This window comes from Vibrio sp. 1731, from assembly GCF_033339955.1.
Taxonomy (GTDB): Bacteria; Pseudomonadota; Gammaproteobacteria; order Enterobacterales; family Vibrionaceae; genus Vibrio; species Vibrio alginolyticus.
The window spans coordinates 248,754-274,108 of record NZ_JAWOVO010000005.1 but is presented as its reverse complement, the minus strand read 5'-3'; the positions used below and the strand labels follow the sequence as shown (position 1 = coordinate 274,108).

The 25,355-nt window shown below is 47.3% G+C and carries 21 protein-coding genes; 11 read left to right on the top strand and 10 right to left on the bottom strand.

Annotated features, from left to right (window positions below):
- Positions 1-68 precede the first annotated feature (68 nt).
- From R7035_RS08570 to R7035_RS08555, 4 genes are all read left to right on the top strand, one after another.
- Positions 69-1,622 carry an ABC transporter substrate-binding protein gene (locus tag R7035_RS08570; protein WP_005379109.1) on the top strand — a complete coding sequence of 518 codons (1,554 nt, stop codon included), beginning with the start codon at positions 69-71 and terminating at the stop codon, positions 1,620-1,622.
- Between the two features lie 147 nt (positions 1,623-1,769).
- Positions 1,770-2,747 carry an ABC transporter permease gene (locus R7035_RS08565; RefSeq protein WP_005379110.1) on the top strand — a complete coding sequence of 326 codons (978 nt, stop codon included), beginning with the start codon at positions 1,770-1,772 and terminating at the stop codon, positions 2,745-2,747.
- A gap of 2 nt (positions 2,748-2,749) precedes the next feature.
- Positions 2,750-3,700, top strand: a complete 951-nt coding sequence (locus R7035_RS08560) for an ABC transporter permease (RefSeq protein WP_005384239.1) — start codon at positions 2,750-2,752, stop codon at positions 3,698-3,700.
- A 157-nt stretch (positions 3,701-3,857) separates the two neighbouring features.
- Positions 3,858-4,877, top strand: a complete 1,020-nt coding sequence (locus R7035_RS08555) for an SPOR domain-containing protein (RefSeq protein ID WP_005384238.1) — start codon at positions 3,858-3,860, stop codon at positions 4,875-4,877.
- Positions 4,878-4,952: 75 nt separating this feature from the next.
- Here the strand turns inward: R7035_RS08555 and R7035_RS08550 are convergent, their stop codons facing one another.
- The 6 genes from R7035_RS08550 to R7035_RS08525 all read right to left on the bottom strand — a co-directional run bounded on the left by R7035_RS08550 (position 4,953) and on the right by R7035_RS08525 (position 12,654).
- Entirely contained in the window at positions 4,953-5,096 is a 144-nt protein-coding gene (locus tag R7035_RS08550) for a hypothetical protein (RefSeq protein WP_012841245.1), read from the bottom strand.
- Positions 5,086-7,407, bottom strand: a complete 2,322-nt coding sequence (locus R7035_RS08545; protein WP_318146094.1) for an acid phosphatase — start codon at positions 7,405-7,407, stop codon at positions 5,086-5,088. Before R7035_RS08545 ends, R7035_RS08550 begins: the two co-directional genes overlap by 11 nt.
- 262 nt (positions 7,408-7,669) lie before the next feature.
- Entirely contained in the window at positions 7,670-9,238 is a 1,569-nt protein-coding gene (locus R7035_RS08540; RefSeq protein ID WP_170890709.1) for a hypothetical protein, read from the bottom strand.
- Positions 9,239-9,240: 2 nt separating this feature from the next.
- A complete protein-coding gene (locus R7035_RS08535; protein ID WP_005379118.1) occupies positions 9,241-9,813 on the bottom strand; it encodes a sigma-70 family RNA polymerase sigma factor in 573 nt (190 codons plus the stop codon).
- 2 nt (positions 9,814-9,815) lie between these two features.
- Positions 9,816-11,288 carry a hypothetical protein gene (locus R7035_RS08530; protein WP_005384234.1) on the bottom strand — a complete coding sequence of 491 codons (1,473 nt, stop codon included), beginning with the start codon at positions 11,286-11,288 and terminating at the stop codon, positions 9,816-9,818.
- Positions 11,289-11,301: 13 nt separating this feature from the next.
- Entirely contained in the window at positions 11,302-12,654 is a 1,353-nt protein-coding gene (locus R7035_RS08525) for a serine/threonine-protein kinase (RefSeq protein WP_213912314.1), read from the bottom strand.
- A 219-nt stretch (positions 12,655-12,873) separates the two neighbouring features.
- Here R7035_RS08525 and R7035_RS08520 point away from each other — a divergent pair, with 219 nt between their 5' ends.
- From R7035_RS08520 to R7035_RS08505, 4 genes are all read left to right on the top strand, one after another.
- Positions 12,874-13,881 carry a substrate-binding domain-containing protein gene (locus tag R7035_RS08520; protein ID WP_017636149.1) on the top strand — a complete coding sequence of 336 codons (1,008 nt, stop codon included), beginning with the start codon at positions 12,874-12,876 and terminating at the stop codon, positions 13,879-13,881.
- Between the two features lie 55 nt (positions 13,882-13,936).
- Positions 13,937-14,872, top strand: a complete 936-nt coding sequence (locus tag R7035_RS08515) for a LysR family transcriptional regulator (RefSeq protein ID WP_005379132.1) — start codon at positions 13,937-13,939, stop codon at positions 14,870-14,872.
- Positions 14,873-15,141: 269 nt separating this feature from the next.
- The gene (locus tag R7035_RS08510) at positions 15,142-15,546 is read left to right on the top strand and encodes an SMR family transporter (protein ID WP_005384225.1); all 405 of its coding nucleotides are present in this window, start codon (positions 15,142-15,144) and stop codon (positions 15,544-15,546) included.
- Positions 15,543-15,872 carry an SMR family transporter gene (locus R7035_RS08505; RefSeq protein WP_005478614.1) on the top strand — a complete coding sequence of 110 codons (330 nt, stop codon included), beginning with the start codon at positions 15,543-15,545 and terminating at the stop codon, positions 15,870-15,872. Before R7035_RS08510 ends, R7035_RS08505 begins: the two co-directional genes overlap by 4 nt.
- 1,431 nt (positions 15,873-17,303) lie before the next feature.
- Here R7035_RS08505 and edd read toward each other — a convergent pair.
- Together edd and R7035_RS08495 are read right to left on the bottom strand one after the other, a co-directional pair.
- The gene (gene edd / locus R7035_RS08500; RefSeq protein WP_318146093.1) at positions 17,304-19,100 is read right to left on the bottom strand and encodes a phosphogluconate dehydratase; all 1,797 of its coding nucleotides are present in this window, start codon (positions 19,098-19,100) and stop codon (positions 17,304-17,306) included.
- Positions 19,100-19,624 (bottom strand): gluconokinase, encoded by a 525-nt coding sequence (locus tag R7035_RS08495; RefSeq protein ID WP_005379140.1) that lies wholly within the window; start codon positions 19,622-19,624, stop codon positions 19,100-19,102. The genes edd and R7035_RS08495 overlap by 1 nt, the downstream gene beginning before the upstream one ends.
- A gap of 153 nt (positions 19,625-19,777) precedes the next feature.
- Between R7035_RS08495 and R7035_RS08490 the strand changes: the two genes are divergently transcribed.
- Both R7035_RS08490 and R7035_RS08485 read left to right on the top strand, forming a co-directional pair.
- Positions 19,778-21,154, top strand: coding sequence for a GntP family permease (locus R7035_RS08490; protein ID WP_012841240.1), 1,377 nt, complete (start codon positions 19,778-19,780; stop codon positions 21,152-21,154).
- A gap of 9 nt (positions 21,155-21,163) precedes the next feature.
- On the top strand, positions 21,164-21,775 hold the full coding sequence (locus tag R7035_RS08485; RefSeq protein ID WP_025624148.1) for a bifunctional 4-hydroxy-2-oxoglutarate aldolase/2-dehydro-3-deoxy-phosphogluconate aldolase: 612 nt from the start codon (positions 21,164-21,166) through the stop codon (positions 21,773-21,775).
- A 105-nt stretch (positions 21,776-21,880) separates the two neighbouring features.
- On the opposite strand, the gene xapA is transcribed toward R7035_RS08485, so the two are convergent.
- Positions 21,881-22,705, bottom strand: a complete 825-nt coding sequence (gene xapA, locus R7035_RS08480) for a xanthosine phosphorylase (protein WP_005379149.1) — start codon at positions 22,703-22,705, stop codon at positions 21,881-21,883.
- A 121-nt stretch (positions 22,706-22,826) separates the two neighbouring features.
- On the opposite strand from xapA, the gene R7035_RS08475 reads away from it, so the two are divergent.
- Positions 22,827-23,732, top strand: a complete 906-nt coding sequence (locus R7035_RS08475; protein WP_062730780.1) for a LysR family transcriptional regulator — start codon at positions 22,827-22,829, stop codon at positions 23,730-23,732.
- 81 nt (positions 23,733-23,813) lie between these two features.
- On the opposite strand, the gene gorA is transcribed toward R7035_RS08475, so the two are convergent.
- Positions 23,814-25,169: a glutathione-disulfide reductase gene (gene gorA, locus R7035_RS08470; RefSeq protein WP_005379157.1), complete on the bottom strand. Its 1,356-nt coding sequence runs from the start codon at positions 25,167-25,169 to the stop codon at positions 23,814-23,816.
- Between the last annotated feature and the right edge of the window lie 186 nt (positions 25,170-25,355).

The window sequence follows — 25,355 nt, the reverse complement described above, 5'->3', positions numbered from 1 at the left end:
TTTAGTCATAACAAAGACGCAAACACAACAACAAGGGATCCGTATCCCCGCATGAAGGAGTTATGCAAATGAAAACCATGAAAAGCAAATTAGCAGTGGCGCTAATGGCTGCGGGCCTAAGCTTTAACGCAATGGCAGCAGATATCAAAGTTGGCTATGCAGCTGACCCAGTATCGCTTGACCCACATGAGCAGCTATCAGGTGGCACACTGCAAATGTCACACATGGTATTTGATCCGTTGGTTCGCTTTACTCAAAAAATGGATTTCGAGCCTCGCCTAGCGGAAAGCTGGGAACGTATTAACGATACGACTGTTCGTTTCAAACTGCGTGAAGGTGTGAAATTCCATTCTGGCAATACTCTAACGGCTGACGACGTCGTGTGGACGTTCCAGCGTTTACAAAGCTCTCCTGACTTTAAAAACATCTTCGACCCGTACGAGAAAATCGTCAAAGTTGACGACAACACGTTCGATCTTGTAACTAAAGGTCCTTACCCACTAGTGCTGCAAACCGCAACGTACATTTTCCCAATGGACAGCAAGTTCTACACTGGCAAAACTGCGGACGGCAAAGATAAGTCTGAGCTAGTGAAGCACGGTAATTCATTCGCATCGACTAACGTTTCTGGCACGGGTCCATTCATTGTGACTTCTCGTGAACAGGGCGTAAAAGTGGAATTTGAACGCTTTAAAGATTACTGGGACAAAGAGTCGAAAGGTAACGTTGATAAGCTAACGCTTGTGCCAATCAAAGAAGACGCAACTCGTGTAGCAGCGCTGCTTTCTGGCGGTGTTGACATGATTCACCCTGTAGCGCCAAACGACCACAAACGCGTTGAAGATGCTGACGGCATCGACCTAGTTACGCTACCTGGTACTCGTATCATCACGTTCCAACTAAACCAAAACAGCAACGAAGCATTGAAAGACGTTCGCGTTCGCCAAGCGATTGTTCACGCAATCAATAACGAAGGTATCGTGAAGAAAATCATGAAAGGCTTCGCAACGGCCGCTGGTCAGCAAAGCCCGGCTGGTTACGTAGGTCACGATGACAAACTGGTTCCTCGCTACGATTTGAAGAAAGCGAAAGAACTGATGAAAGAAGCGGGTTACGAAAACGGCCTGACGCTAACGATGATCGCACCAAACAACCGTTACGTGAATGATGCGAAAGTAGCACAAGCGGCAGCGGCAATGTTGTCTAAGATCGGTATCAAGGTTGATCTGAAGACCATGCCAAAAGCGCAGTACTGGCCTGAGTTCGACAAGTGTGCGGCAGACATGCTGATGATCGGTTGGCACTCAGATACAGAAGACTCAGCGAACTTCAACGAGTTCCTAACTATGACTCGTAACGAAGAAACCGGTCGTGGTCAGTACAACTGTGGTTACTACTCAAACCCAGAAATGGACAAAGTGGTTGAAGCTGCGAACGTAGAGACGGATCCTGCGAAACGTGCAGAAATGCTGAAGGGCGTAGAAGCGACACTATACAACGACGCAGCATTCGTACCGCTACACTGGCAAAGTGAAGCATGGGGCGCGAAGTCTAACGTGAAAGCGGCAGACATCGTTAACCCAATGGTAATGCCTTACTTCGGTGACCTAGTGGTTGAATAATCACGGTTAGTCGACTTTGAGGAGGGATGGATTTCCCTCCTCAACTTAAAGCACTCGACTCAGTTTTGTTTCAGTCGGATTGAGTTGGTTATTTAGACTGAATTTTCTCTCTAATTTAGAGATCTATGGATAGTTAAGGGGCAAGGAATGTTTTCGTTTCTGGTCAAGCGCCTGTTTCAGGCACTGATAGTGATGTTTGTGATCAGTTTGGTGGCGTTTGCCATTCAGGACAACCTGGGTGATCCGCTGCGTGAGCTTGTAGGTCAGTCGGTTTCGGAATCGGAGCGTCAAGCGCTACGCGACGACTTGGGCCTGAACGATCCCTTTATCACAAAGTACACGCGCTTTGTGGGTAATGCACTACAAGGTGATTTGGGTACATCATACTTTTTCAAGCGACCTGCGGTTGAGGTGATCCTCGATAAGCTGGTGGCAACATTAGAGCTCGTGTTTGGCGCGACGCTTATCATCATTGTTTTCTCTATTCCGCTTGGGGTGTACTCTGCGATTCATCCTAAGAGTGTTTTTACCAAATTTGTCATGGCGATGAGCAGTGTCGGCATCTCGATTCCGGTGTTCTTAACCGCAATCATGCTGATGTATGTCTTCTCCATAGAACTTGGTTGGTTGCCTTCCTATGGGCGAGGTGAAACCGCTAACGTACTCGGTTGGGAATCTGGCTTCTTTACCATTGATGGTATCAAGCACCTCATCCTACCTTGTATTGCGCTAGCGTCTATTATGCTGCCGTTGTTCATCCGCTTGGTGCGTTCAGAAATGCTGGAAGTTCTGAGTTCGGAATACATTAAGTTCGCCAAAGCAAAAGGTTTGAACTTACAAAAGATTTATTACCAACATGCACTTAAGAACACCATGCTACCAGTATTGACGGTAGGTGGCGTGCAGATTGGTACCATGGTGGCCTACACCATTCTTACTGAAACCGTGTTCCAATGGCCGGGCACTGGCTTCCTTTTCCTAGAGGCAATCAACCGTGTAGATACACCGCTGATCACTGCCTACGTTATCTTTGTTGGTCTGATCTTCGTGGTAACCAATACCATCGTTGACTTGCTGTACGGCATCATCAACCCAACTGTGAACCTAACTGGAAAAGGAGCTTAATCATGAGCCAATCAAATTTAACACCAGCTCCTGCTCCATCAGCGTGGCAGCGTTTCAAAGAGTCAGATTTTCTGTATTACTTCAAACGCGACAAAGTGGCGATGGCGAGTTTTACCGTCTTTATGATGTTCTTAGTATTGGCATTGGCTGCACCGATTCTTGCGCCAACAGACCCGTACGATCTGACGTCTATCGACATCATGGATTCTGAGTTGCCACCTTCGTGGATGGAAGATGGCGATGAGCGCTTTGTGTTGGGTACTGACGAGCAAGGTCGCGATATTTTATCGACCATTCTTTACGGTTCTCGTTTGTCTTTGACGATCGGCTTTTTAGCCGTCGGTCTTCAGTTGATTCTGGGTATCATCATTGGTTTGTCGGCGGGTTACTTCGGTGGTCGTATCGATAGCTTCTTGATGCGCTTTGCGGATGTTCAACTATCGTTCTCAACCATGATGGTGGCGATCATCGTATCGGCCATTTTCAAAGCCAGCTTTGGCAGCGATTTTTACAGCCAATACGCAGTGGTGATGCTGGTGGTGATCATCGGTGTGGCTGAATGGCCGCAATACGCACGGACTATTCGTGCCTCGGTATTGGCAGAGAAGAAGAAAGAATACGTCGAAGCGGCGCGTGTGATGGGCTTTAAAGCGCCACGCATCATGTTCCGTCACATTCTGCCGAACTGTCTATCGCCAATCTTGGTTATCTCGACGGTACAGGTAGCGAACGCGATCATGTCGGAAGCGGCACTGTCATTCCTAGGTTTGGGTCTTCCTGTTGATCAGCCGTCACTAGGTGCGCTGATCAGCATCGGCTTTAACTACATCTTCTCAGGTGCGTGGTGGATTACTGCCTTCCCAGGCATCGTGTTAGTTACACTGGTTCTGGTTATCAACTTATTGGGTGACTGGCTACGTGATGTATTCAACCCGAAACTGTACAAAGGATAAGAATTTTCCCACCAAGCGTTGTAAATTCACTTAATTCCTTCCTAAACTGAGAGCCGGATGCAAATTCCGGCTCTTTTTTTGCTAGTTATTCTTTGTTCACATTTTTTTGGCGCTTTGCCGCCATAATGACCTTACCCACTAATTTAGAGTGAAGTGTATGGAAATGAAGAAGGCACAACACCCATCTCGTATCTTCCAAGCAAGCCTGGCTTTGGGTTTGTTGCTGGTATGCGCCCAGTTTTCTAATCCAGTTGAGGCGGAGGAGTTCCTTTGCCAAGCCACTCAAGCCAGCGAGAAAGAATTACCGATGCTTGAGAAAACATGCCCAATTGGTAACGGAGTATGGGGAAAGAAAGTGCCGCAAGGAGGCAACTACCTCTACTGGATTCAATGCGGATTACTACCAAAGCCAATGTCACTCGCGAAAGCTAAGCCTCTCTATAGTAAAATCACGACTGACGTATGGATGAAGCCTGAATCCAAAGGCTATCGCTGTTTGATTGGACCTTACAAGGCATTGTCTGATGCGAGGGATGACTTACGAGGAGTCAAAACCTTGTCGAATTACAAAGAGGCGTTCATCCGAGTGGTTGGGAAAGGGACGAAACAACCAGTAACACCACCTACACCTAAATCTACTGTATCGTCGAAATCAGCCGCATCTTCGGTTAAGCCAACACCGACGGTGACCCCGAAACCCGCGCCAGTTCCTGCTGTGCGAGCTGATACCGACGCCTTTAAAGCGCGGGCAGAGAAGCCAGATACCAAGGCAAAAAGTTCGCGTGATAGCTCTTCGTCTACGCCTGTTGCTAAGACCAAAGCGAAGCCAATTGTCACTGGAAATGATGACATTGAAGTTCGGTTGAGAACTTCAGTACAGGGCAAAACGTACGTGGTCCCATATTTACTCGATCACCATAATCAGTTTTACATGGAACATGGTAAGCCGTGGAACCGCCTCAACTACGAAAACTCGCACAAAGTATGTCAGCAACTGGGTATGAACTTAGCTAACCCTGCAGAGTTTAAAGCGCTGAGGGCGTCTGGGGTGATGGAAAAAAATCAATGGCCACTGCAACTGCCGTATTGGGGCAAAGATAAGAAAGGTTTGTTCGCCGATCGTGAGCCCAATCAGCTCACCGGAACCTCATTATTGAACGTGGTGTGCGTGAAATAACGACTCAGATATTGCGGTCAAAATATAGAAGAAAGCCCCGAGTTCGGGGCTTTTTTGCGGTCTCAAATATTATCGCTATTTGAGTGGCGTTTCTTTGTGACAGTTAGAGCAGATATACACTTCTTTGATGCCGACCAATCGTTCCCAAAGTGTTCTGCGTCTTCTGCGCAAATGCACGCTATCACAGCAAGGGTTAACGATGGTTGCTTTAGTCATCATCACCAGGCTCCAAAATCGGTAGTGAACTCGCGATGCTTGTCATGGCTTCTTTGCTGTTAGAGTACAGACCATATTCCGGTGCGGATTCATGACCGTTTTGTTCTTTACTCCAACGAATACCAATATAAAAGTCACCAAAATCGCGGTTGATGTAACGATGACGAGTTTTGTAATCTGACTCTGAGCCTGTTTCTTCTAGAATCAGCAGTTCACGGTCTTCATCATTCTGGATTTCCCAATTACCTGGAGTTTGGAATCCTGTTGGCATGAACGAAGTGTAGTTGTAAGTATCAGTGTCGTATTCGTACGCACCTGACGAGTATTTCAGGACTGTGTCGTCGCCTGTGCCATTACTTTCTACCATCAAGTCATGCTCTACCGTGCCGTGTTTGATGTGTTCTGCAACCGAAAGTGATTCTGCAAATGGGGTATTGCTTGAGTCCATCCAGAACAGCTCATCATCTGATATTTTAACGATCATTTGAGTGCCGTTATGCTCGGTTTTGTGCTGGTACAACATTTCATACTCGTCGCCGTAGCTGTTGTATAGCTTACCGTCTTTCAGCTCAACGTCGTTACAGTCTTTATTGTTGTATTCCGTGTAACCAGTTTGTTGGTCCAGATCGGCAAGAATGGCGTAAGCATCGTGTTCCCATGTGTCTTTTAGGAAGTCACTGATGTTCGCTTTGTACTCTTGATTCATCTCATCGTGGTTTGAACCCCAGCAGAATAGTAGGCCTTCAGAATCTTGCATCAACATGGCGTAGCCAATTTCACCATCTTTCTGTGCAAAGCTACCCATTTTCCATTCTTGACCGTTGAAGTGCTCGTGAGTGAAGCCCAAAGTCGGTACTACTGGTGGTGGCGTGACGCCTTCGATAACCGTTGGCATGCTGAGCGCAATTTGTACCGCGGTATGGCCATCTGTTGCGCTAATCGCAAGTACTGCTCCAGCTTCACCTGCTTTTGTTGGTGTGCCTTTAATGGTGATAATTGCATTACCATCCTCAGATACTGTTAGACCTTCAATGTCTACATAGTCCGCTGAGTAGTCGGTAATTTGACCGTCTTTATCTTGGAACAAACCAGAAATATCGAGTGTTTGTTCAAACACTTCACCTTGTTGTAGGTACCAACCATCAACGATGGACTGCAGACGCGCTTGTTCTGTTTCTACAACCATTGGTGGTAAGTTTGCCGATTCGATTTCGAACTGAAATACGGTGCTTACCGTACCCAAAACCTTACCTGACGAATCAATGTCTTGCGCCGTTAGAACAATCTCAAAATCACCAGCTTTCTCTACGATTGCAGTTGGATGTAGAACAATCAGGTTGCCAGTTTGCACAACTTCAATGCCTGTGCCTGCAAAGTTGTGCGTCAGTTTGGTTGTCACAAGGTTTTGGTCTTTGTCTGCAAATAGACCTTCAATGTCTAGCTCTAAGCCATCAAAGTCCACGCCTTGTACGATTTTTGGTAGTTTTTCTAGCTTATCTTTAGCTGCCTTTTCGACGATTTTGTTTACGGTTAGCTTGTTATTAACTGCCGTTTCAGGAGCTAAGGTGTCGCTGTCTGGGGTCGCGTCAGTGATGATTGGACGTAGATTTGGGTCATTGATGTTTTCGCCAGATGCAACAAGACGTTCCACTTCTTGGTTTGCCGCTTGAGCAAACTCCGTGGCTTTTTTCTCGTAGTTCGTTGGGTTTTGTGCTTTCGAGTCGGTCAGAATCTGAGCGGTTTTATGTAGTTCGGCGTTTTTTGTCGCACCTTCAACAAAATCACTGTACAGATCAATTGGTGCTTCTTCTGAGCCTCCTAGCGCTTGGTTTACTTTCGCTTTCGCGTCTTCTTCACTAATGGCTGGATCTTTTGCCATTTCAATCGCCACAAGATCCGTGATAGGTGAAATCACGTTTGATGATGTTGGTGCACGGAATACGATTTCGTGCGCCATAGCTTGGCCTGGATGATCCATATCTACCGTGTATTTGCCAGCGTACTCTTTCGCATCCAAGGCGATGAGCTGTTTCTGCTTTGAACCGTTTGGTGTGATGGTCTGTAGCGCTAGAGTGCTTTCTGGTTTTGCATCCAATTTCAGTTGACCTTTCTCATCGGTCAGACCAAGGAATGTTTCTTGAGTGTCCCATTGGCCGTTGTTGTTCGTATCTTCAAAAACAACGGCATGCTTGAAGTAGCCGTCAAAACCTGTGATCACAACGCCGTCGTTAGCACTGCTTGAACCACCATCTGAACCGCCACAGCCTGTAAGAGCGATAGCCACTGACGCTGCTAGTAAACTCACCTTATTCATTATTTATTTGTCCTTGTTTCGTTTCCGAATGAGAAAGTCGCTTTTTTATTATTTTTTTCTTTATATCTCACTAGTGAGATATAAGAGAGTGGTGTCTTTTTAATGACTATTGAGCTTAGGTTCAAGACACGAAAATCCGCACAAAACCCGTAAAATTTATTTCTATTTTTTGTCTATGGTGGAAAATTGATAATTTGATCACGGTTCCAGTTTTGTTTTTGGGATGATTGTTTTGTCAAAATAACCATCTGTAAATAAAGGTTTATTGGGTATTAGTAAGGGCTGGGGCGTGATAAATCATGTTGATCTTAAATTCCTCAACGCGATCAGCGAGCTCAGGTTTTGGACGTAAAATGTAGCTATACACCTCGCCATCAAGTAGCTCGTCGTAAGGGGAATAGTTAAGATCAAACGATAACGATTGTTGTCCAGTAGCAGGGGTGCTGATGAACTCGTGGCAATCAATTTGGTAAGTCGGATCGTCTGGGTTAGGGTCTGATATGATGTCGATTTGATAGTCTCCTTGACCAGCAATGACATGGCTGTGATACCAAATGGCGACATCACTACAATACAGGTTAGGACCATAAGTGTGTAAATTGAAATCGGATTCGATGCTTTCACCATGAGGACCAATGACTTGAGTACCATAGTGATAAATATAATTGCCAACTTCAGCAACCAGATACCCCCCACTTGGGAGAGGTAGCAAATAATCAAAAAAGGAGATTTGATGCAGATATCGTCCTGTCGGTGCATTGATGCGCTTCTCCATGGACTGCTTGTTCTTTTGCATGGTATAGCTTTCGAATTGTTTACCATCAAACACGGTGGTGAAGTAGTTCCGAGTATCTTCATGAACCTGAGATGGGTATTCTTTTTTGATGGTCCAAATTTGGCGTACACCTTGGACATAAACGATCAACGAATCATCACTGATTTTGTACTTGCCCACTTTTTTCAAGTCTCCCTTTTCAGGACACTGGCGTTTGTTGTGTGAGGCGGCATAACTTACTTCGCCCCCCTCAAACTGAAAGGCCTCGCAATACACCACTTCATACGCGTACGCGATACCTGCAAGATTTTGTGTCGTCTCTAGGCGATAAACTACATCGCCAACTAACGGGTGTTCTGTGTCATTTTGATCGGGTGTGATAACGGGTAACTCAAAGCGCGTTGTGACCCATGCATGATCGCTATTACCGTGATAATCATCGCGCGCTGCTACCGCCAAATATGTGGTGGTTTTTATTTCCTCAGGCGCTCCTTGCACCATCATTTGTCCTTGGTTGAGGACTCTTAACCCATTGGCGTTTTCAAGCCAAATCTGAGTGGTGAGGAGATCGCCATCTGGGTCTTCAAAAAGCTGGTTAAGGTTGAGCGAATAACTCACCGGAGAGTTTTGTTTCAGCTCCCAAGCATAAATAATGGTTTGTAGCTGCTGTTCCACAGTGAGGTTGATGATGGGTTTATTATTCTCTGATGGGTCCTCTTGTGGTCGGCTGTTCTTATCACCCAATGCTGACTCGTAAAACGTGTTGTCTTCTGTGGTATGAAATGGATTCGTAACAGGGCCTGGTTGTCCTAAAAGGGCGGAGTTAAATGCGTCATCTCCCGTTTTTTTAGGAGTGCGATCCAACGCAGAACCTGTCAACGCTTGCTTTACTTCAACTAAAGATGTGCGCTCATATTGACGATGTGCTTGCTGGGTTGACTTGTCGGCGTTGTCTGACGAGTCTTTTACAGATGCCAAATTGTGTTTGTTTGAAATGAAGTAAATACCGAACAAACCGACGCATACTGCGCCGATTATCCAAAGCTTTTTGTTCATGATTACGTGTGCGCCATTCGTGATTGTAGCCAACTGCGAGAGAATTTGAGGTCTTTCTCTATCAGGCTTGCGCTGCACTCGAGTAGCTCACTGATTTCTTGGTTTTTCATGCCCATTAAATACTTGAGTTTGAGTGCGCTCGATTGGCGTGGATAGCGGCTACTGAAACTATCCAGAGCTTTATCCATGATAATCAATTGCTCGAAACGATCTTCTTCATCTCTCATCAATGTAATGTGTTGACGCTTTTGTGCTTGGTGCGAGCGTGCGTTGTCGATCAAGATTTGACGCATCACTTTGGCGGCCATCAAAAAGAAATCGCGCTTTGTTTCAATTTCACTCATGTCGCAGTTGGACATTTTCAGGTAAGCATCATGAATTAATGCCGTGGTGCTGTTGACGCTGTCTGCCAGTACTTTGTTGTCGGTGCCGTACTTTTCTGCATTTCGTTCACGCTCGTGTTGGGCGATCTTACGCAACTGTAAATAAGCAAACTGATAGAGCTCGCTCTCAGCTCGTTTATCACCAGATTGCCATTGTTGAATGATTTGTGTCAGTGCTACTGCTGTTGCCATGGTTATACATCCTCGCTCACTTTGACAAATTCAGAAATGGTGTGGGTTTCAATGCGATCGGAACCGTCTTGGTTGCGCAGAACATTTTGTTGATAGCGATATAAAATGCCTTGCTCCCAAGTTGCACCAGCTGGCAAGTATTCCCAGGTGGTGTAATTGATTTCGGATGGGGTTGTTGACCAACGTACCATGACGTTCATTTGCGCGAGTTCGGCTTTGGGGGCGCTATTGTTGACCCACCACATGTCGGCAAATTCGCGGGTAACATCTTGGGTGTACAGGCTTGTATCGGTTGGGCAGGTGTCCGTATTTTGCGGCAGTCGCATGACTTGTTGATGGCGCATCAATAGGCACGATTGTGTCATGGACTGTTGGTGGTATTCGGTTTGCTGCCACACGCCGAGGTAGTCAATGTCGTGTTCGCTAGTATTGGGATACGTAAACCAGAGCATTTCTGTGCGGTTATTGTGTTGGATGTTTTTTTTACGCCCGAGGCCTTGTACTTTTTCCATCAATAACTCGGTGCTCGGATCAAAATTGAGGGCAACGGAGCGGTACTTCCAGTCGCCTTCATCATCGAAGTCTTCGAGAGAGAAGCCATTCAAGTCGTTGCGGGTGCACCCTGTGATTGAACAACCAACGATATTAAACCAATCCGCAAACTTGCTTATCGGTTCGACGACATCTTCCGTGATAGGGCGCTTCATCGAGAGGAAGCAGCCTTGAAAATGGTCGCCAATGCTTGGGTGTTCAATCAATGAGTCTTTGGTGATGGTGAATCGAGTTTCACCAATAGGAGGACGATATTTGGGATGATGCTGATAGCGTAGATCGTAAGCACAAGCGCGGCCTTGCCAATCCTTCTTTTTGATGACGATGTTTTTGAACGTCATGTCGCGAGGTTCAAAAATGATCTCATCAGAGGAAAAATTTTTTTCAATGTACTGCTGGCTTTCGTTTAGGTGCTCAATCGCCTCATTGACAGATACCCAATCGAGATTGAGGTAGCGTTTAGCGTCATCCAGGTAATTGAGATCAAGGCCTTTGAGCTGGCTTTGAAAGTGAGGATCAGACAGCACACGGTTTGCTAGGACAATTTCCTCACGATTCTCAGGCGTGCTGTCGAGAGAAAGCAGCAGACGCGTCATATTGATGCTGCGGCTAGGTTTGGTTGTCGCCATCGTCGGCGTCAGCACTTCTTGGCTTGATAAGGTCGTCAGCAGATAACCTTTATCATCGTTACCAAGGAAGAAGCTAATTACATCACCGGGTTGGTAATGAAATGCTCCTTGCTGAGTGACGCCAGTGATATTGGAACTGGTTTTGTAATACAGGCCAGTCACTGGGGCGTCGATAAAGTAGCCTTGCTTCAAGGTTGAAGCTGGTGGGTGTGAAGTGGCAGCTGAAACGTCTGCTGCCAACGTGGACGTAGCCGTCAATGCAGACAGCCAAAATACCACTGAACGTATATACATCTTGTTTTAAGCCTTATTGGTTGGTGCTGTCCTTAGACGCACAATTTGGCTGACAACTCATTGGTGTAGTTAGGTGCTTCTCTGGCACCGGTGTCATCATCGCCAACAACATTTTTTGTTTTATATGTTTGGGGATATCTGGGTTAGAGAGTATCCGCCTTCGTGTTAACTCCATCATGGAGTTCACTGAGAGATGTTCGACATTTTTCCCCTTCGCGTGGAAGATGAGGCGAGTCATTTCGTACATCATATCTTCTGCAATCTTCTTCTCTTGTTGCAGCTGGATATTCTTTTGCATCATGGCGCTGCCAAATAACACACCAGAGAGCACAATGATGCCTGACAATACCGAAGCAAGGGGACGTCGCTGTACCAAGCGAAAGGCGCTATACAATGGCCAGTTTTTTTTCTGCTCGATTGGACGGCGTTCGATAATTCGTTCGATATCAATGCGCAATGCTCTAGCATCGGTATATCGCATTTGAGTGGCAGGACGCGTTGCGCGTCTTATCACCCAGTAAACATCAGACCAAATTGTTGGTGATGGAAACATCAAAGCGAGAATTTTGCCTAAGGAGTACACGTCGCTTTGCTCTGTTAGAACCTGTCCTGCTTGCTGCTCTGGGCTGGCAAAATTTTGGCTAAACGCAATCAGCGCTGAGGGTGAATCTTCTCGGTTGGAGTGCGCTTTTTGAGTCAAGTTGAAGTCAAGCAGCTTGGGACGCTTGCTACGATCAATCAGTATATTTTCTGGTTTTAGATCGGCATGCAAAACCTGGTGCTGGTGGGCGTGCTCCATCGCCTGGCAGATCTGCTTAAACAACAGCAGCTTCTCCGTTTTTTCTAGCTTATTTTCAGATAGATACTCATCCAAAGTTTGACCAAACACCCGCTCCATCACGATGTAAACCGAATCTTGATGGAGACCGCCGTCAAACACTTTCGCGATGTAAGGATGGTTTAGACGCGCGAGAAGTTGAGCTTCATCGAAGAGTGCGCGTTGCCCTAACACATTGCTCAAATTGCTTTGAATAAACTTGATAGCCAGATCTTGCTCGAACGTTTCATCTGCACGTAGAGCGGCGTATACGACACCCATGCCACCACGCCCCAACTCATGAGTTAGGCGGTACTTACTGATGATTTCTCCGCTTAGATCGACGTCTTGGTTCGTAGCCTGATGAGCACCAAAATAAAGTAACTGCGTTAGTTGTTCTTCCGGTGTCTCGTTGGCTAAAAGAGGAACGAGTTGTCGATACAGCTCAGGTTGACTTCGTTGCAATGCTTGGAGGTATTGCTGCTTTTGGGAGTCGTCCAGATCAAGCAGGTGGTAGTAAATCTGGGTTTCGCTAGAGCCTAACTGCACTGTGACTAATGTCTTATTCTTTTAGGTACGGCATTTTATAAGAACTTTGATATAAATGTCATTTATTTATTCGGTTTTGATTCACAATCCATGAAACGCAATTTGATGGCTAATGGAGTAATAACGTCATGATTTTGCGAATTATTTTCACTGAACTTGTCGGCAGAGAGTCTATTCGTCATAATGTTACTTGTAACATTACTGATAAATCACATATTTATGGCTCAACAGAATAAGAAAACTCGTACGACATTGCAGGATGTCGCAGACCAGGTTGGCGTCACGAAGATGACCGTTTCACGCTATATGCGTAACCCTGAATCGGTGGCAGAAAAGACTCGGGCCAAGATTGCGACTGCGATTGAAGAGATGGGTTACATCGAAAACCGTGCACCGGCGATGTTGTCAAAGTCCTCCAGTAAAGCCATTGGTATTTTACTGCCGTCTTTGTCCAACCAAATTTTTGCTTCCTTTGTTCAGGGCATAGAGATGGTGACCAAAGCCAATGGCTATGAGACGCTTTTAGCGCATTTTAGCTACGATGAGCTTGAAGAAGAGCGCAAGATCGCGTCATTACTCTCTTATCAAGTCGATGGGCTTATTCTAACTGAAAGCCATCACACGCCGCGTACATTACAGATGATCAAAAATGCGGGCATTCCGGTGGTCGAAACCATGGAACTGCCATCGGAGCCGATTGATATGGCGGTTGGACTCGATCATGAAGATGCGTCGTACACCGTGGTTAAGCAGATGCTAGATACGGGGAAGCGTACAATCGTCTATTTTGGCGCGCGTCTGGATACGCGAACCAAATTGCGGATGCAAGGTTACGATCGCGCGATGACAGAAGCAGGGCTAGAACCTAAACATGTATTAACTGGTGATCATTCGAGTTTTTCTTTAGCGCATGATTTGCTCGAACGTGCACTGGAAACGCACCCAACGCTCGATGGGGTGTTCTGTACCAACGATGACATCGCAATTGGCACCATGCTGAGTGCGCAGCAACGTGGCATTCAAGTTCCACAGCAATTGGCAGTGGCGGGCTATAACGCGCTGGATATCGGTCAAACCATCAGTCCGAAACTGACCAGCGTTGATACGCCGCGTTTCCAAATTGGTGTAAAGAGCGCAGAGCTATTAATTGCGCGCCTGAAAGGCGAAACGCAAGAAGAAAAAGTCTTCGATATGGGTTATCAGATCACGTCGGGAGAGAGTGTTTAACTAATTGTTAACTGCTCTTTGTATTCGCTCATCAATGGTATTGGTAGGTTAGGGTATGGCACATCAGCTGGATGCATTGGATCTCAACTTAATGCGTTTATTAAAAGCCGTGGTGGAAAACCGCAGCATCAAGCTGGCCGCAATGCAGCTTGGCATTTCTCAACCGAGCGCCAGCCGCGGCGTGATGAAGTTGAAGCAAGTGTTTGATGACCCGCTTTTTGTGCGTAAAGCACATGGGGTAGAGCCATCACCCATGGCGATTCGTCTCGCCGCCGAGTTCGACAATATGGTTGCACCACTGGAAAAAGTGGTGCAAGAATTTGAAGTGTTCGACCCACTGCAATACCAAGGGCAGATTGCGATTGTAACTGACCCTTATTTGATGGATGAACAAGGGCAGCGACTGCTCACTGGTTGTCATCGAGCCTTTCCCAAAGCGCACTTTGCCTTTTCCAGCTGGAATACTTACTCGCACGATGAAATGTTAGAAGGCGAGCACGATTACTGCATTCTTGACCAAGAGACCGAGCTGTCGAAAGACATTTACATGCGCCCGTTATTCGTTGAAAAACGAGTGATTTTGGCGCGCAAAAACCACCCAACGTTGTCGAAAGTCAGCAATGATTGGGACACGGTGTCCAAACTACCACTCGTCTCTTTGCCTGCGCCTGCGTCATATAAACCGCTTTGTACCGTGGAGTCCGAGTATCGACGCATGGGTTATGAGCCAGTAGTGTTACTGAAGTCCTATAATTTGCGTTTGGCTTGCCAAATGTTGCAAGAAACCGACGCGATTATGTATGCCAGTCAAAGCTCGGCATTGTTGATGCCAGAACTCGCCTCTTACGCAATGCCACCCGTTAATCGTGAGTTCAGTCAGTTTGTGGTCTCTGGCGGTTTCCTTCAAACCAACCGCAACCATCCTTTGCACAGACACCTACATAAAGTGGTGCGACAAACCCTCAATACGCCGCTGATTTTTACGCAATGACGTCACCTGATGGCATCGGCTGAATGAGAGAGTAGATGCTTTAACCTTATCAATATTATGTGATTACATAGACAACTTACTTCTTAAGATATTCAAAAATGAATATCTCAATTACCTGTCTCTTTTTCCTACCCAGCGCTAACCTTATCTCAAATAGTCAGGAGAAGTGGCTCATTTTTATCTTTTTAACTTTTTGAATGTCGATACAGGTACGCGACATTCACCATTCTCCGTTATGCATTTTTTTTATTTCTGATGGAGGATTAATCATGCTAGTTGCACGTCTATTTTTATTGCTCGCCATCGTTGCCGAAGTGGCTGGTACAAGCACTATGTCTCTTATCGGACAAGGGCACGGGTGGTGGGGCTACATCGTAATGTATGTGCTGATCGCAATCTCTTACTACTTTCTCGCGTTTGCCGCGAAGAAAATATCTATCGGTGTGGCATACGCTGTTTGGGAAGGGTTGGGTATCTCGTTGATCACCGTGGTGTCGATCATCGCCTTTGATGCACACTTAAACCATCAAGAGTTGTTTGGTTTGATGTTAGCCGTTGTTGGCATTGTGTGTGTGACCTTAGGGGAATCACATGGTCAACCTAACGCCAAGAAAAATGCCGATAAACCGGCAAAAGAACGTTCATTTTCTACTAGTACAAGGTGCGAATCATGAGTCAATTTTTTACGATGTCATTTGGATTTGTCGTGATGGCTGCCTTGGTCGATATCATGGCCAATATGGCGCTGACACGCTCAAAAGGTTTTAAATATAAAGGCTGGGGCATTGCGGCGATTGTGTTGGTACTGACAGCATTCACGCTGTTGGCACAAGCGGTGAAAGAGATCGACTTAGCCATTGCTTATGCCTCTTGGGGTGCGATCGGTATCTTGGGTACCGCAGTGGGTGGAGCCTTGCTGTTTAAGCAGAAACTCAAGCCAATCGGCTGGTTTGGTATCTTTGTGGTGATTGCTGCGGTCGTAGTGATGAAGACCGCTTGATGTAATTTACTGAATGCTAGATATCGTCATTCTGAGTAGCAAGAGACGAGTGTGATTCAGAATCTACCAACACAAAAGTGTTTCGGCAGAGGTGTTTTCTCTGGATTCACAGCACCTTGATATTAGATTCCTGATCTCGCCTAGGCTCGTCGGAATGACGGATTCATTCGTTTTTTAGAAAGAACTGAGGCCAATCCCAAAGCTTGCCATTTTGAAAAGCGAGGGATGAGCGTGATTCAGAATCTACCAACAAAAAGTGCTGTGGCAGAAGTGTTTTTTCTGGCTTCACAGCACGTTGATAGTGGATTCCTGATCTCGCCTAGGCTCGTCGGAATGACGGATTCATTCGTTTTTTAGAAAGAACTGAGGCTAATCCCAAAGCTCGTCATTCTGAACAGCGAGGGACGAGCGTGATTCAGAATCTACCAACAAAAAGTGCAGTGGCAGAGGAGATTTTCTCTGGCTTCACAGCACGTTGATAGTGGATTCCTGAGCTCGCCTAGGCTCGTCGGAATGACGGACTCATTCATTTTTAAAAAGAACCGAGGCCAACTCCAAAGCTTGCCATTCTGAATAGCGAGGGACGAGTGTGATTCAGAATCTACCAACACAAAAGTGTTTCGGCAAAGGGGGTTTTCTCTGGCTTCACAGCACGTTGATATTAAATTCCTGATCTTGCTTGGGCTCTTCGGAGCGACGGATTCATTCGTTTTTAGAAAGAACTGAGGCCAATTCCAACGCTCGTCATTCTGAACAGCGAGGGACGGGCGTGATTTAGAATCTACCAACAAAAAGTGCTGTGGCAGAGGTGTTTTCTCTGGCTTCACAGCTCGTTGATATTAGATTCCCGATCTCGCTTAGGCTCGTCGGAATGACGGATTCATTCGTTTTTAGAAAGAGCGGTGGCCAATCCCAAAGCTCGTCATTCTGAACTGCGAGGGACGAGCGTGATTCAGAATCTACTAACAAAAAAGTGCTGTGGCAGAGGAGTTTTCTCTGACGTCATAGCATGTCGATATTAGATTCCTGATCTCGCCTAGGCTCGTCGGAATGACGGATTCATTCGTTTTTAGAAATAGCGGTGGCCAATCTCAAAGCTCGTCATTCTGAATAGTGAGGGACGAGCGTGATTCAGAATCTACCAACAAAAAGTGCTGTAACAGAGGGGGATTTTCTCTTGCTTCACAGCACGTTGATAGTAGATTCCTAATCTTGCTTAGGCTCGTCGGAATGACGGACTCATTCATTTTTAAAAAGAACCGAGGCCAATCCCAACGCTCGTCATTCTGAACAGCGAGGGACGAGCGTGATTCAGAATCTACCAACAAAAAGTGCTGTGGCAGAGGAGTTTTCTCTGGCTTCACAGCACGTTGATATTAAATTCCTGATCTTGCTTGGGCTCGTCGGAACGACGAGGTCTTTCTTCTCGCCTTAAACAATAAAGCTTGCGCCTTCTTCTGCACTCGATACGTTTTGGCGGATCACGCTAAACAGACCTCGTCCCCAAGTTTGTTGGGTCGATTCGGTATCGAAATGAATCAACTCGCGACCAGTGGTGTCGCTTAAGTTGTTCAGTTCACCCGTTTGGCAATCCAGACGAATCAAATCACCGTTGCGCACCAAACCAATCGCGCCACCACGAATGGCTTCTGGAGAAACGTGAATCGCAGACGGAATTTTACCGGATGCACCAGATAAACGACCGTCCGTCACTAGCGCGACTTTAAAGCCCGCTTTTTGCACGTTCCCTAAAATTGGCATCAGCTTGTGCAGTTCAGGCATGCCGTTTGCCGCTGGGCCGTTGTGTGTGACCACAACGATGCAGTCTTTGTTCAGGTCGCCACGTTTGTACGCGGCCTCCACTTCGTGTTGGCATTGGAATACGATCGCTGGTGCCACAATCACGCGTTGCTCTTCTTTCACCGCAGACACTTTCACCACGGCTTTGCCTAAGTTGCCAGTCAGTACGCGAGTGCCGCCAGTATTTTGGAATGTGGCGTCTGGTTTGGCGATCACGTCACCGTCTTGGCTGCCTTGGCACGGTGTCCAAGTCAGTTGGCCATCGACAAGACTCGGTAGCGTCATTTGGTCTTCAAATTCACCAAACACGGGTTTCACATCGCGATGCAAAAGCTCGGATTCGTTCAAGCGGTGCAATAACGCTGGCACGCCCCCCGCGTCTTGGAACGCGTTCATATCGGCTGGGCCGTTCGGGTAAACGCGAGCTAACAAAGGAACCACATCCGACAGATCGCTGATGTCTTGCCACGTGAGCAAGATGCCAGCAGCACGTGCCACGGCGATCATATGAATGGTGTGATTGGTGCTGCCGCCAGATGCAAGTAGAGCGATGATGCCGTTGACCAAGCTCTTTTCTGTGACCACCTCGGCCAACGGACGGAAGTGTGCAGAACCCGCCGTCATTGAGGCGATTTTCAGAGCCGCGTGATCGGTTAACGCTTTACGCAGTTGGGTATGGGGATGGATGAATGCCGAACCTGGCAGCATCAAGCCCATGGCTTCGAACACCAACTGGTTGGTATTGGCGGTGCCGTAAAACGTACACGTACCCGCAGAGTGGTAAGCGCGACACTCCATATCCAGCAGAGCGTCTTTGCCGACTTCTCCCGCTGCGTATTTTTGGCGCACGTCGACTTTCTCTTCGTTGCTGATGCCCGTAGCCATCAGACCCGCTGGTACAAACGCAGTCGGTAGATGCGCGTAAGACAGCGCGCCCATCAGTTGCCCCGGGGCGATTTTGTCACAGATACCAAGCAGTAATGTGGCATCAAAGACATTGTGACTCAAAGACAACGCCGTTGATTGCGCAATTAAGTCACGCGAAAACAGCGACATATCCATGCCTGCTTGACCTTGAGTCACCCCATCGCACATCGCTGGCACACAACCTGCGACTTGCGCTGTATGGCCGTAGTCCGCCAGCACTTGTTTGATTTGCACTGGGTAATCTTGGTACGGCTGGTGGGCGCTCAACATGTCGTTGTAGGCGCTGATCAGCGCGACATTGGCATGAGTAAAATCGAGAATATTTTTCTTTTCAGAAGAGCAAGAAGCGGCGACTGCATGGGCTAAGTTACCACAAGATAAACCAACACGGCCTTTGCCAGCTTCGGCTTGCACTTCGGTGCGAGCAAGAAAGGCAGCGCGCGCTTCACGGCTGCGCTCGGTCAAGCGTTGTGTGACCTCAAGAACAACAGAGTGAGTCATTACGCCACCTCGATCGCTTGCATTTTGATTAGCTCAGCGGCAGAGCGTTCCACCACGTCGCTGATGTCTCCGTCGATACTGACGATCAGAGTTTGAGGCTCGTTGTCTGGGCGCTCTAGTGTCTCGAATTGGCTCTTCACCATGTTTTCTTTCATGAAGTGGCCTTTGCGCATACGCATGCGATTAAGGATCAACTCCCTATCGCCATCAAGGAACAGGAAGGTCACGTTGTTGTTGCCTTCGCGGATCTGATCGCGGTAAATCTTTTTCAGTGCTGAACAGACAATAATGCCGTGTTCGTTTTTGCTTTCTAGGCTGTACGCCGCATCACGAATGCGTTCTAGCCATGGCTTGCGATCATCATCGTTCAGAGGCTGGCCCGAAGCCATTTTCTGAATGTTCGCTCGTGGATGAAGATCATCACCATCAATGAATTTACGCCCTAGCTTTTTCGCTAGATGCTCACCAATTGTGCTTTTACCACTAGCACAAACGCCCATAACGATGACACTACTACCAGCCATAACTTATCCTCATAACCAAATTTGCGCGTGATCTCAATTTTTGAATTCACTTTAAAATATGGGTTTATCTTATTCATGTTATCGGTAACATGTTACCGGTAACTGAAATAAATGTGAACCATAACACAAACAATAATTCTTAAAGGTGAACCTATGGAGCAATTAACCCAAGCCCCAGATCCTACGTTCCTACTGACGATTGCAGGCCTTGCCATTGCAGCGTTACTCGTTCTGATCATTAAACTGAAAGTCCATGCTTTTGCTTCCCTTACTATGGTGAGTTTAGGTACGGCAATCGCCACTGGCGTTCCTTCAGAGAAAGTCGTATCGACCATGATGGGCGGCTTCGGCGGCACGCTGGCTTCCGTGGCATTGCTGGTTGGTCTCGGTGCGATGATCGGTAAAATTCTTGAAGTGACTGGCGGTGCGAAAGTGCTGGCAGACACTTTGATTGGTCGCTTTGGTAAAGAGCGCGCACCATTTGCTTTGGGCGTCGCTTCATTACTGTTTGGCTTCCCAATCTTCTTCGATGCTGGCCTTGTAGTGATGATGCCAATCATCCTAAGTGTGGCGGCTCGTTTTGGTGGCTCACCAATTAAATACGCGTTGCCTGCAGCTGGTGCTTTTGCGGTTATGCACGCGTTTGTTCCACCACACCCAGGTCCGGTTGCAGCGGCAGAATTCCTTGGTGCAAACATCGGTCTGTTATTGGTGGTGGGTATTCTGGTGGCTATTCCAACTTGGTACCTTGGCGCTTACCTATTTGGTTTGTACGCGGGCAAAAAATTCGATATCCCACTATCTAAAGCCTTCTTTAATGGCGAAGCGATGGTGGATGAGCGCAACGCACCAAAATTTGGCACGGTTATGACCATCCTTGTGCTGCCAGTCCTGCTAATCTGTTTGGATACGGTACTGAACACACTGGCGGTTGCGGGTGTGATTGATGGCAAAACGGCACTGGTTGAGTTCCTACGTATGCTAGGTAAAACTCCAGTCGCGTTGCTGATTACTTTGATTGTCTGTCTGGCTGTGTTTGCCAAAGACTACGGCATGGCAAAACTAGAAAAATTGTGTGGTGAGTCATTGGCTCCAATCTGTGGCGTTATCCTAGTAACGGGTGCTGGTGGCATGTTTGGCGGCGTACTGCGTTCAAGTGGTATCGGTGATGCACTGGCTGACGTTCTTACAGACACAGGTATGCCTGTGATTGTGGCGGCGTTTGTGATTTCAACCTGTCTGCGTGTTGCTCAAGGCTCGGCAACGGTAGCGCTAACCACTACGGCAGCTCTTATCGCGCCAGTTGTGGCTGCATCAACAGGTTTGAGTGAACTCGACCTTTGCTTTATCGTAATCGCGATTGCGGGTGGTGCAACGGTACTGTCTCACTTCAATGACTCTGGTTTCTGGTTGGTATCTCGTTTGCTTGAGATGGATGAGAAAACCACATTAAAAACTTGGACGGTAATGGAAACGTTACTTGGCGGTATCGCGTTTATTATCGTCGCAACATTAAGCTTTATTCTTTAGAGGTTCCCCATGACAACACTTGAACAACGATTAAGAGATATCAAAATCGTCCCAGTTATCGCAATCAACGACGTAGCACACGCTCTGCCACTGGCAAAAGTGTTGGTAGAAAACGGTTTACCATGTGCGGAAGTGACATTCCGCACCGAAGCGGCGGCGGAGTCGATTCGCATCATGCGTGAAGCGTACCCAGAATTGTTGATTGGCGCGGGCACCGTTCTGACCACAGAACAAGTGGATATCGCGATCGAAGCGGGCGTGGACTTTATCGTTAGCCCAGGCTTCAACCCAACCACAGTGAAATACTGTCAGCAACGTGGCGTGACTATCGTACCGGGTGTAAACAACCCAAGCTTGGTTGAGCAAGCGATGGAAATGGGTTTGCGTACGTTGAAGTTCTTCCCTGCTGAGCCATCAGGCGGCGTAAACATGCTGAAAGCACTGACGGCGGTTTACCCAGTGGAATTCATGCCAACAGGTGGCGTAAGCCCATCCAACGTGGAAGATTACCTAGCGCTGAAATCGGTTGTAGCTTGTGGCGGTACTTGGATGGTGCCAACCGCAATGATGGACAACGGCGATTGGGAAGGCATTGCTGAATTGGTTCGTGCAGTTAAGTAAAACGCACAAACGGCTCCGAAATACCCCCGAACGTTAGAAAACGTGACACAAAAAAGGGTCATCAAGTTACTTGATGACCCTTTTGCTTTTGGGAATGAAACAGCTTTAGAAGTGATGCTTCATAAAGCGCTTAATAAAGCGAATGAAATCGGCTTCGGCTAGCTTCGCGCACTTCAATGTTTGGGCGTGAGACAGTTCTACATCTCCCAAGCCTTCTGCCATGTTGGTGATCGCACACACTGCCAATACGGGTAAGCCGCAATGCGCCGCAGAAATCACTTCTGGCACGACCGACATGCCCACCACATCACCACCGATGATTTGCATCATGCGGATTTCGGCTGCGGTCTCAAAGTTGGGGCCTGTGTAAGAGACAAACACACCTTCATTGAGGTGAATGCCATTGGCTTTGCCGACTTCAAACGCTTCTGCGCGTAGGTCTTTGTCGTACGCATTGGCGAGGCTGAAGAACCTCGGGCCGTACTCTTCATCATTCGGACCGATCATTGGCGATTCAGGCATGGTATTAATGTGATCATGAAATACCACCAGAGAACCGACATCAATGCGTTCAGGGCGAAGTGAGCCTGCTGCGTTGGTGACGAGTAAAAACTCACAGCCCAGCTTTTTAAAGGTGCGCACGGGCGTGGTCATGACCTTCATTGAGCCGTGTTCGTAGTAGTGACCGCGACCTTTCATGCACACTACGTCTACGCCGCCCATGGTGCCAAGTACCAACTCACCAGAGTGGCCTTGCACGGTGCTAACCGGAAAGCCTTCGAGCTCTTCGTATGGAATGACCACTTTGTCTTGTAGCTCGTCTGCCAATACGCCTAAGCCAGAGCCTAAAATAAACGCCGCTTTAGGTTGGAAGTTTGGTTTGCGTTCGCGAATGGTTTGTAGCGCGCCGATTACTGGATCGTGATTCATGTTAGTCACCTTCTGGTTGTGTGTTGATTCCATTGTGTGACTTTCTGCGCTGGTTATCTTTGCTTTATTCGCTACTATCATCCTTAAAAAGAGGATGATGAAATTCGCTAGGACTCAATGCATGAAGTCAGAACCATTTGAGCGCGTGACGCTGAAGATGCTGCGTTACTTTTACGAGGTCGCACAAACCAAGCATTTCACTAAGGCGGCCGAGAACCTCAATATCACCAATTCGCCGTTGAGCAATCGCATCAAAGAGTTGGAAGAGGTGCTTAACGTCAAACTGTTTGAGCGCGATTCAAGAAATGTCATGCTGACGGAGGCCGGGCGATTGTTGGAGTCCAAATGCCAACTGATTTTTCAGACCTTGGATGTCTCGCTCAATCAAGTGCAGCAAGTGGGGTTGAACCAGAGAAATATCCTGCGAGTTGGTGTGGTAAGTAGCGCATTTTGGGGCGGATTTGATCGTTTGTTACAGCGCTTCCATGCTGAGCATAGCACTTATCACGCCGACATTTTTGACCTTAACCCAGAGACGCAAAAGAAGCATCTGAGTGAGAAGAAAATCGACGTGGGCATTGTACGTTTTGCCGATGCACTCAACATTTATCCGTATCAGTCGGTGTCTTTGGGCAAAGATGTGTTTGTGGTGGCGGTGTCGGAGCAACATGAGTTAGCCAGCAAATCTTTGCTGCGGCTCCAAGATTTAAAGACGTGTGAGTTTGCGTTTATGAGTTTGGCGAATTCAGCCTCGGCAAACTTCATCATCAATGCCTGTCTGCAAGAAGGCTTTTCACCCCATATTGGCAAACAAGTGGTGGAGCCAAGCACCTTGATGGCGTATGTAGCAAACAGCAATACCGTGACGTTGGTGCCGTCGACGTTTTCTCAGCATCATTGGCATGGGATTCGTTTTATCAAGCTGAAAGAATCACTGCGTGCAGACTTATGCCTGATTCATGACGGTAAGCAGGAGAGTGCTATCAAAGCCGAGTTTATTCGCACGTTATTGGAGAATGCGAGTTAAGCATGGGCTAACAAAAAAAGGTCACCCTAAGGTGACCTTTTCAAATGATTCGCTGAAATCAGCAATGCGATTTCAGCGCAATTAACGCATCGTTACGAACTCTTCTGAGCCCGTCGGGTGGATAGCCACAACAGAGTCGAAGTCTGCTTTGGTTGCGCCCATCTTCATTGCTACGCCGAAGCCTTGGATCATTTCATCTACCGTGAAACCGATGCCGTGCAGACCAACAACCGTTTCTTCTTCGCCCGCACATACAAGCTTCATCTTACATGGTTGACGGTGCTTAGTAACAGCGGTGTACATCGCCGTAAAGCCAGACGTGTAAACTTTGATGTTGTCTTTGCCGTACTTCTCTTCTGCTTCTTGCGTTGTAAGACCGATAGTGCCGATTGGTGGGTGGCTAAATACCACAGTTGGTACCAAATCGTAGTCCATCTTCGCGTTTGGTTTGTTGTTGAACAAACGCTCAGAAAGTTGACGACCCGCTTTAACTGCTACTGGCGTTAGCTCGATACCGCCTTCCATGATGTCACCCACGCAGTAGATGCCTTTCACGTTGGTTTCTTGGTATTCGTCCACCTTAATGTAGCCTTTTTCGTTCGTTGCCACGCCGGTTGACGCTAGGTTGATTGCGTCTGTCGCTGGGTGACGACCGATTGCCCAAATCAGTTGGTCAACGTTTTGGCTTTCACCGTTTTCTAGGTGCAGAGTTAGGCTGCCATCGGCTTCTTTTACCACTTCTTTTGGTACAGAGTGGGTGTGCAGTTTTGGACCTTCTGCGTCCATTACTTCAACCAACGTATCGATGATCATTGGATCGAAGCTACGTAGTGGTGACTCTTTACGTACGAACAGGTGCGTTTCTGTACCTAGCGCGTGCAGTACGCCAGCAATTTCAACTGCGATGTAGCCAGCACCCACAACCGCAACGCGTTTTGGTTGCTCTGCTAGGTCGAAGAAGCCGTTTGAATCGATGCCGTATTCAGCGCCTGGAATGTTTGGAATAGTAGGACGACCACCAACCGCGATCAGGATGTGATCTGCTGTGTAGTGTTCACCGTTTACTTCGACAGTTTTTTCGTCAACAAACTTAGCAAAGCCTTTAATCACGTTTACTTTGTTGTTGCCAAGAACGCGATCGTAAGATTGGTGAATACGACCGATGTATGCCTGACGGCTCTCAACCAGTTTGCTCCAGTCGAAACCTTTCACGTCGACATCAAAACCGTAATCTTCTGCGTACAGGTTCATTGCTTCTGCGATTTGCGCGCCATGCCACATCACTTTTTTCGGTACACAACCTACGTTTACACAGGTACCGCCAAGGTCTTGAGCTTCGATTAGCGCAACTTTCGCGCCGTACATCGCCGCACGGTTTGCAGATGCGATGCCGCCACTGCCGCCACCGATACAGATATAGTCAAAATGAGTCGCCATTACTTTCTCCAAGAGCTTATAAATTTTATCTGGTACATAGATAGATTGGGATGACCTTGCCCGAACTCAATGCCACCGTTATCCCACTATCATAAATCGAATTCGACTAATTCCTAAATGGGAAAAAGCGACAATACTTATGACAAATAGCGATGAGAGGCACAAAAAGAAGAATAAGCACGATTG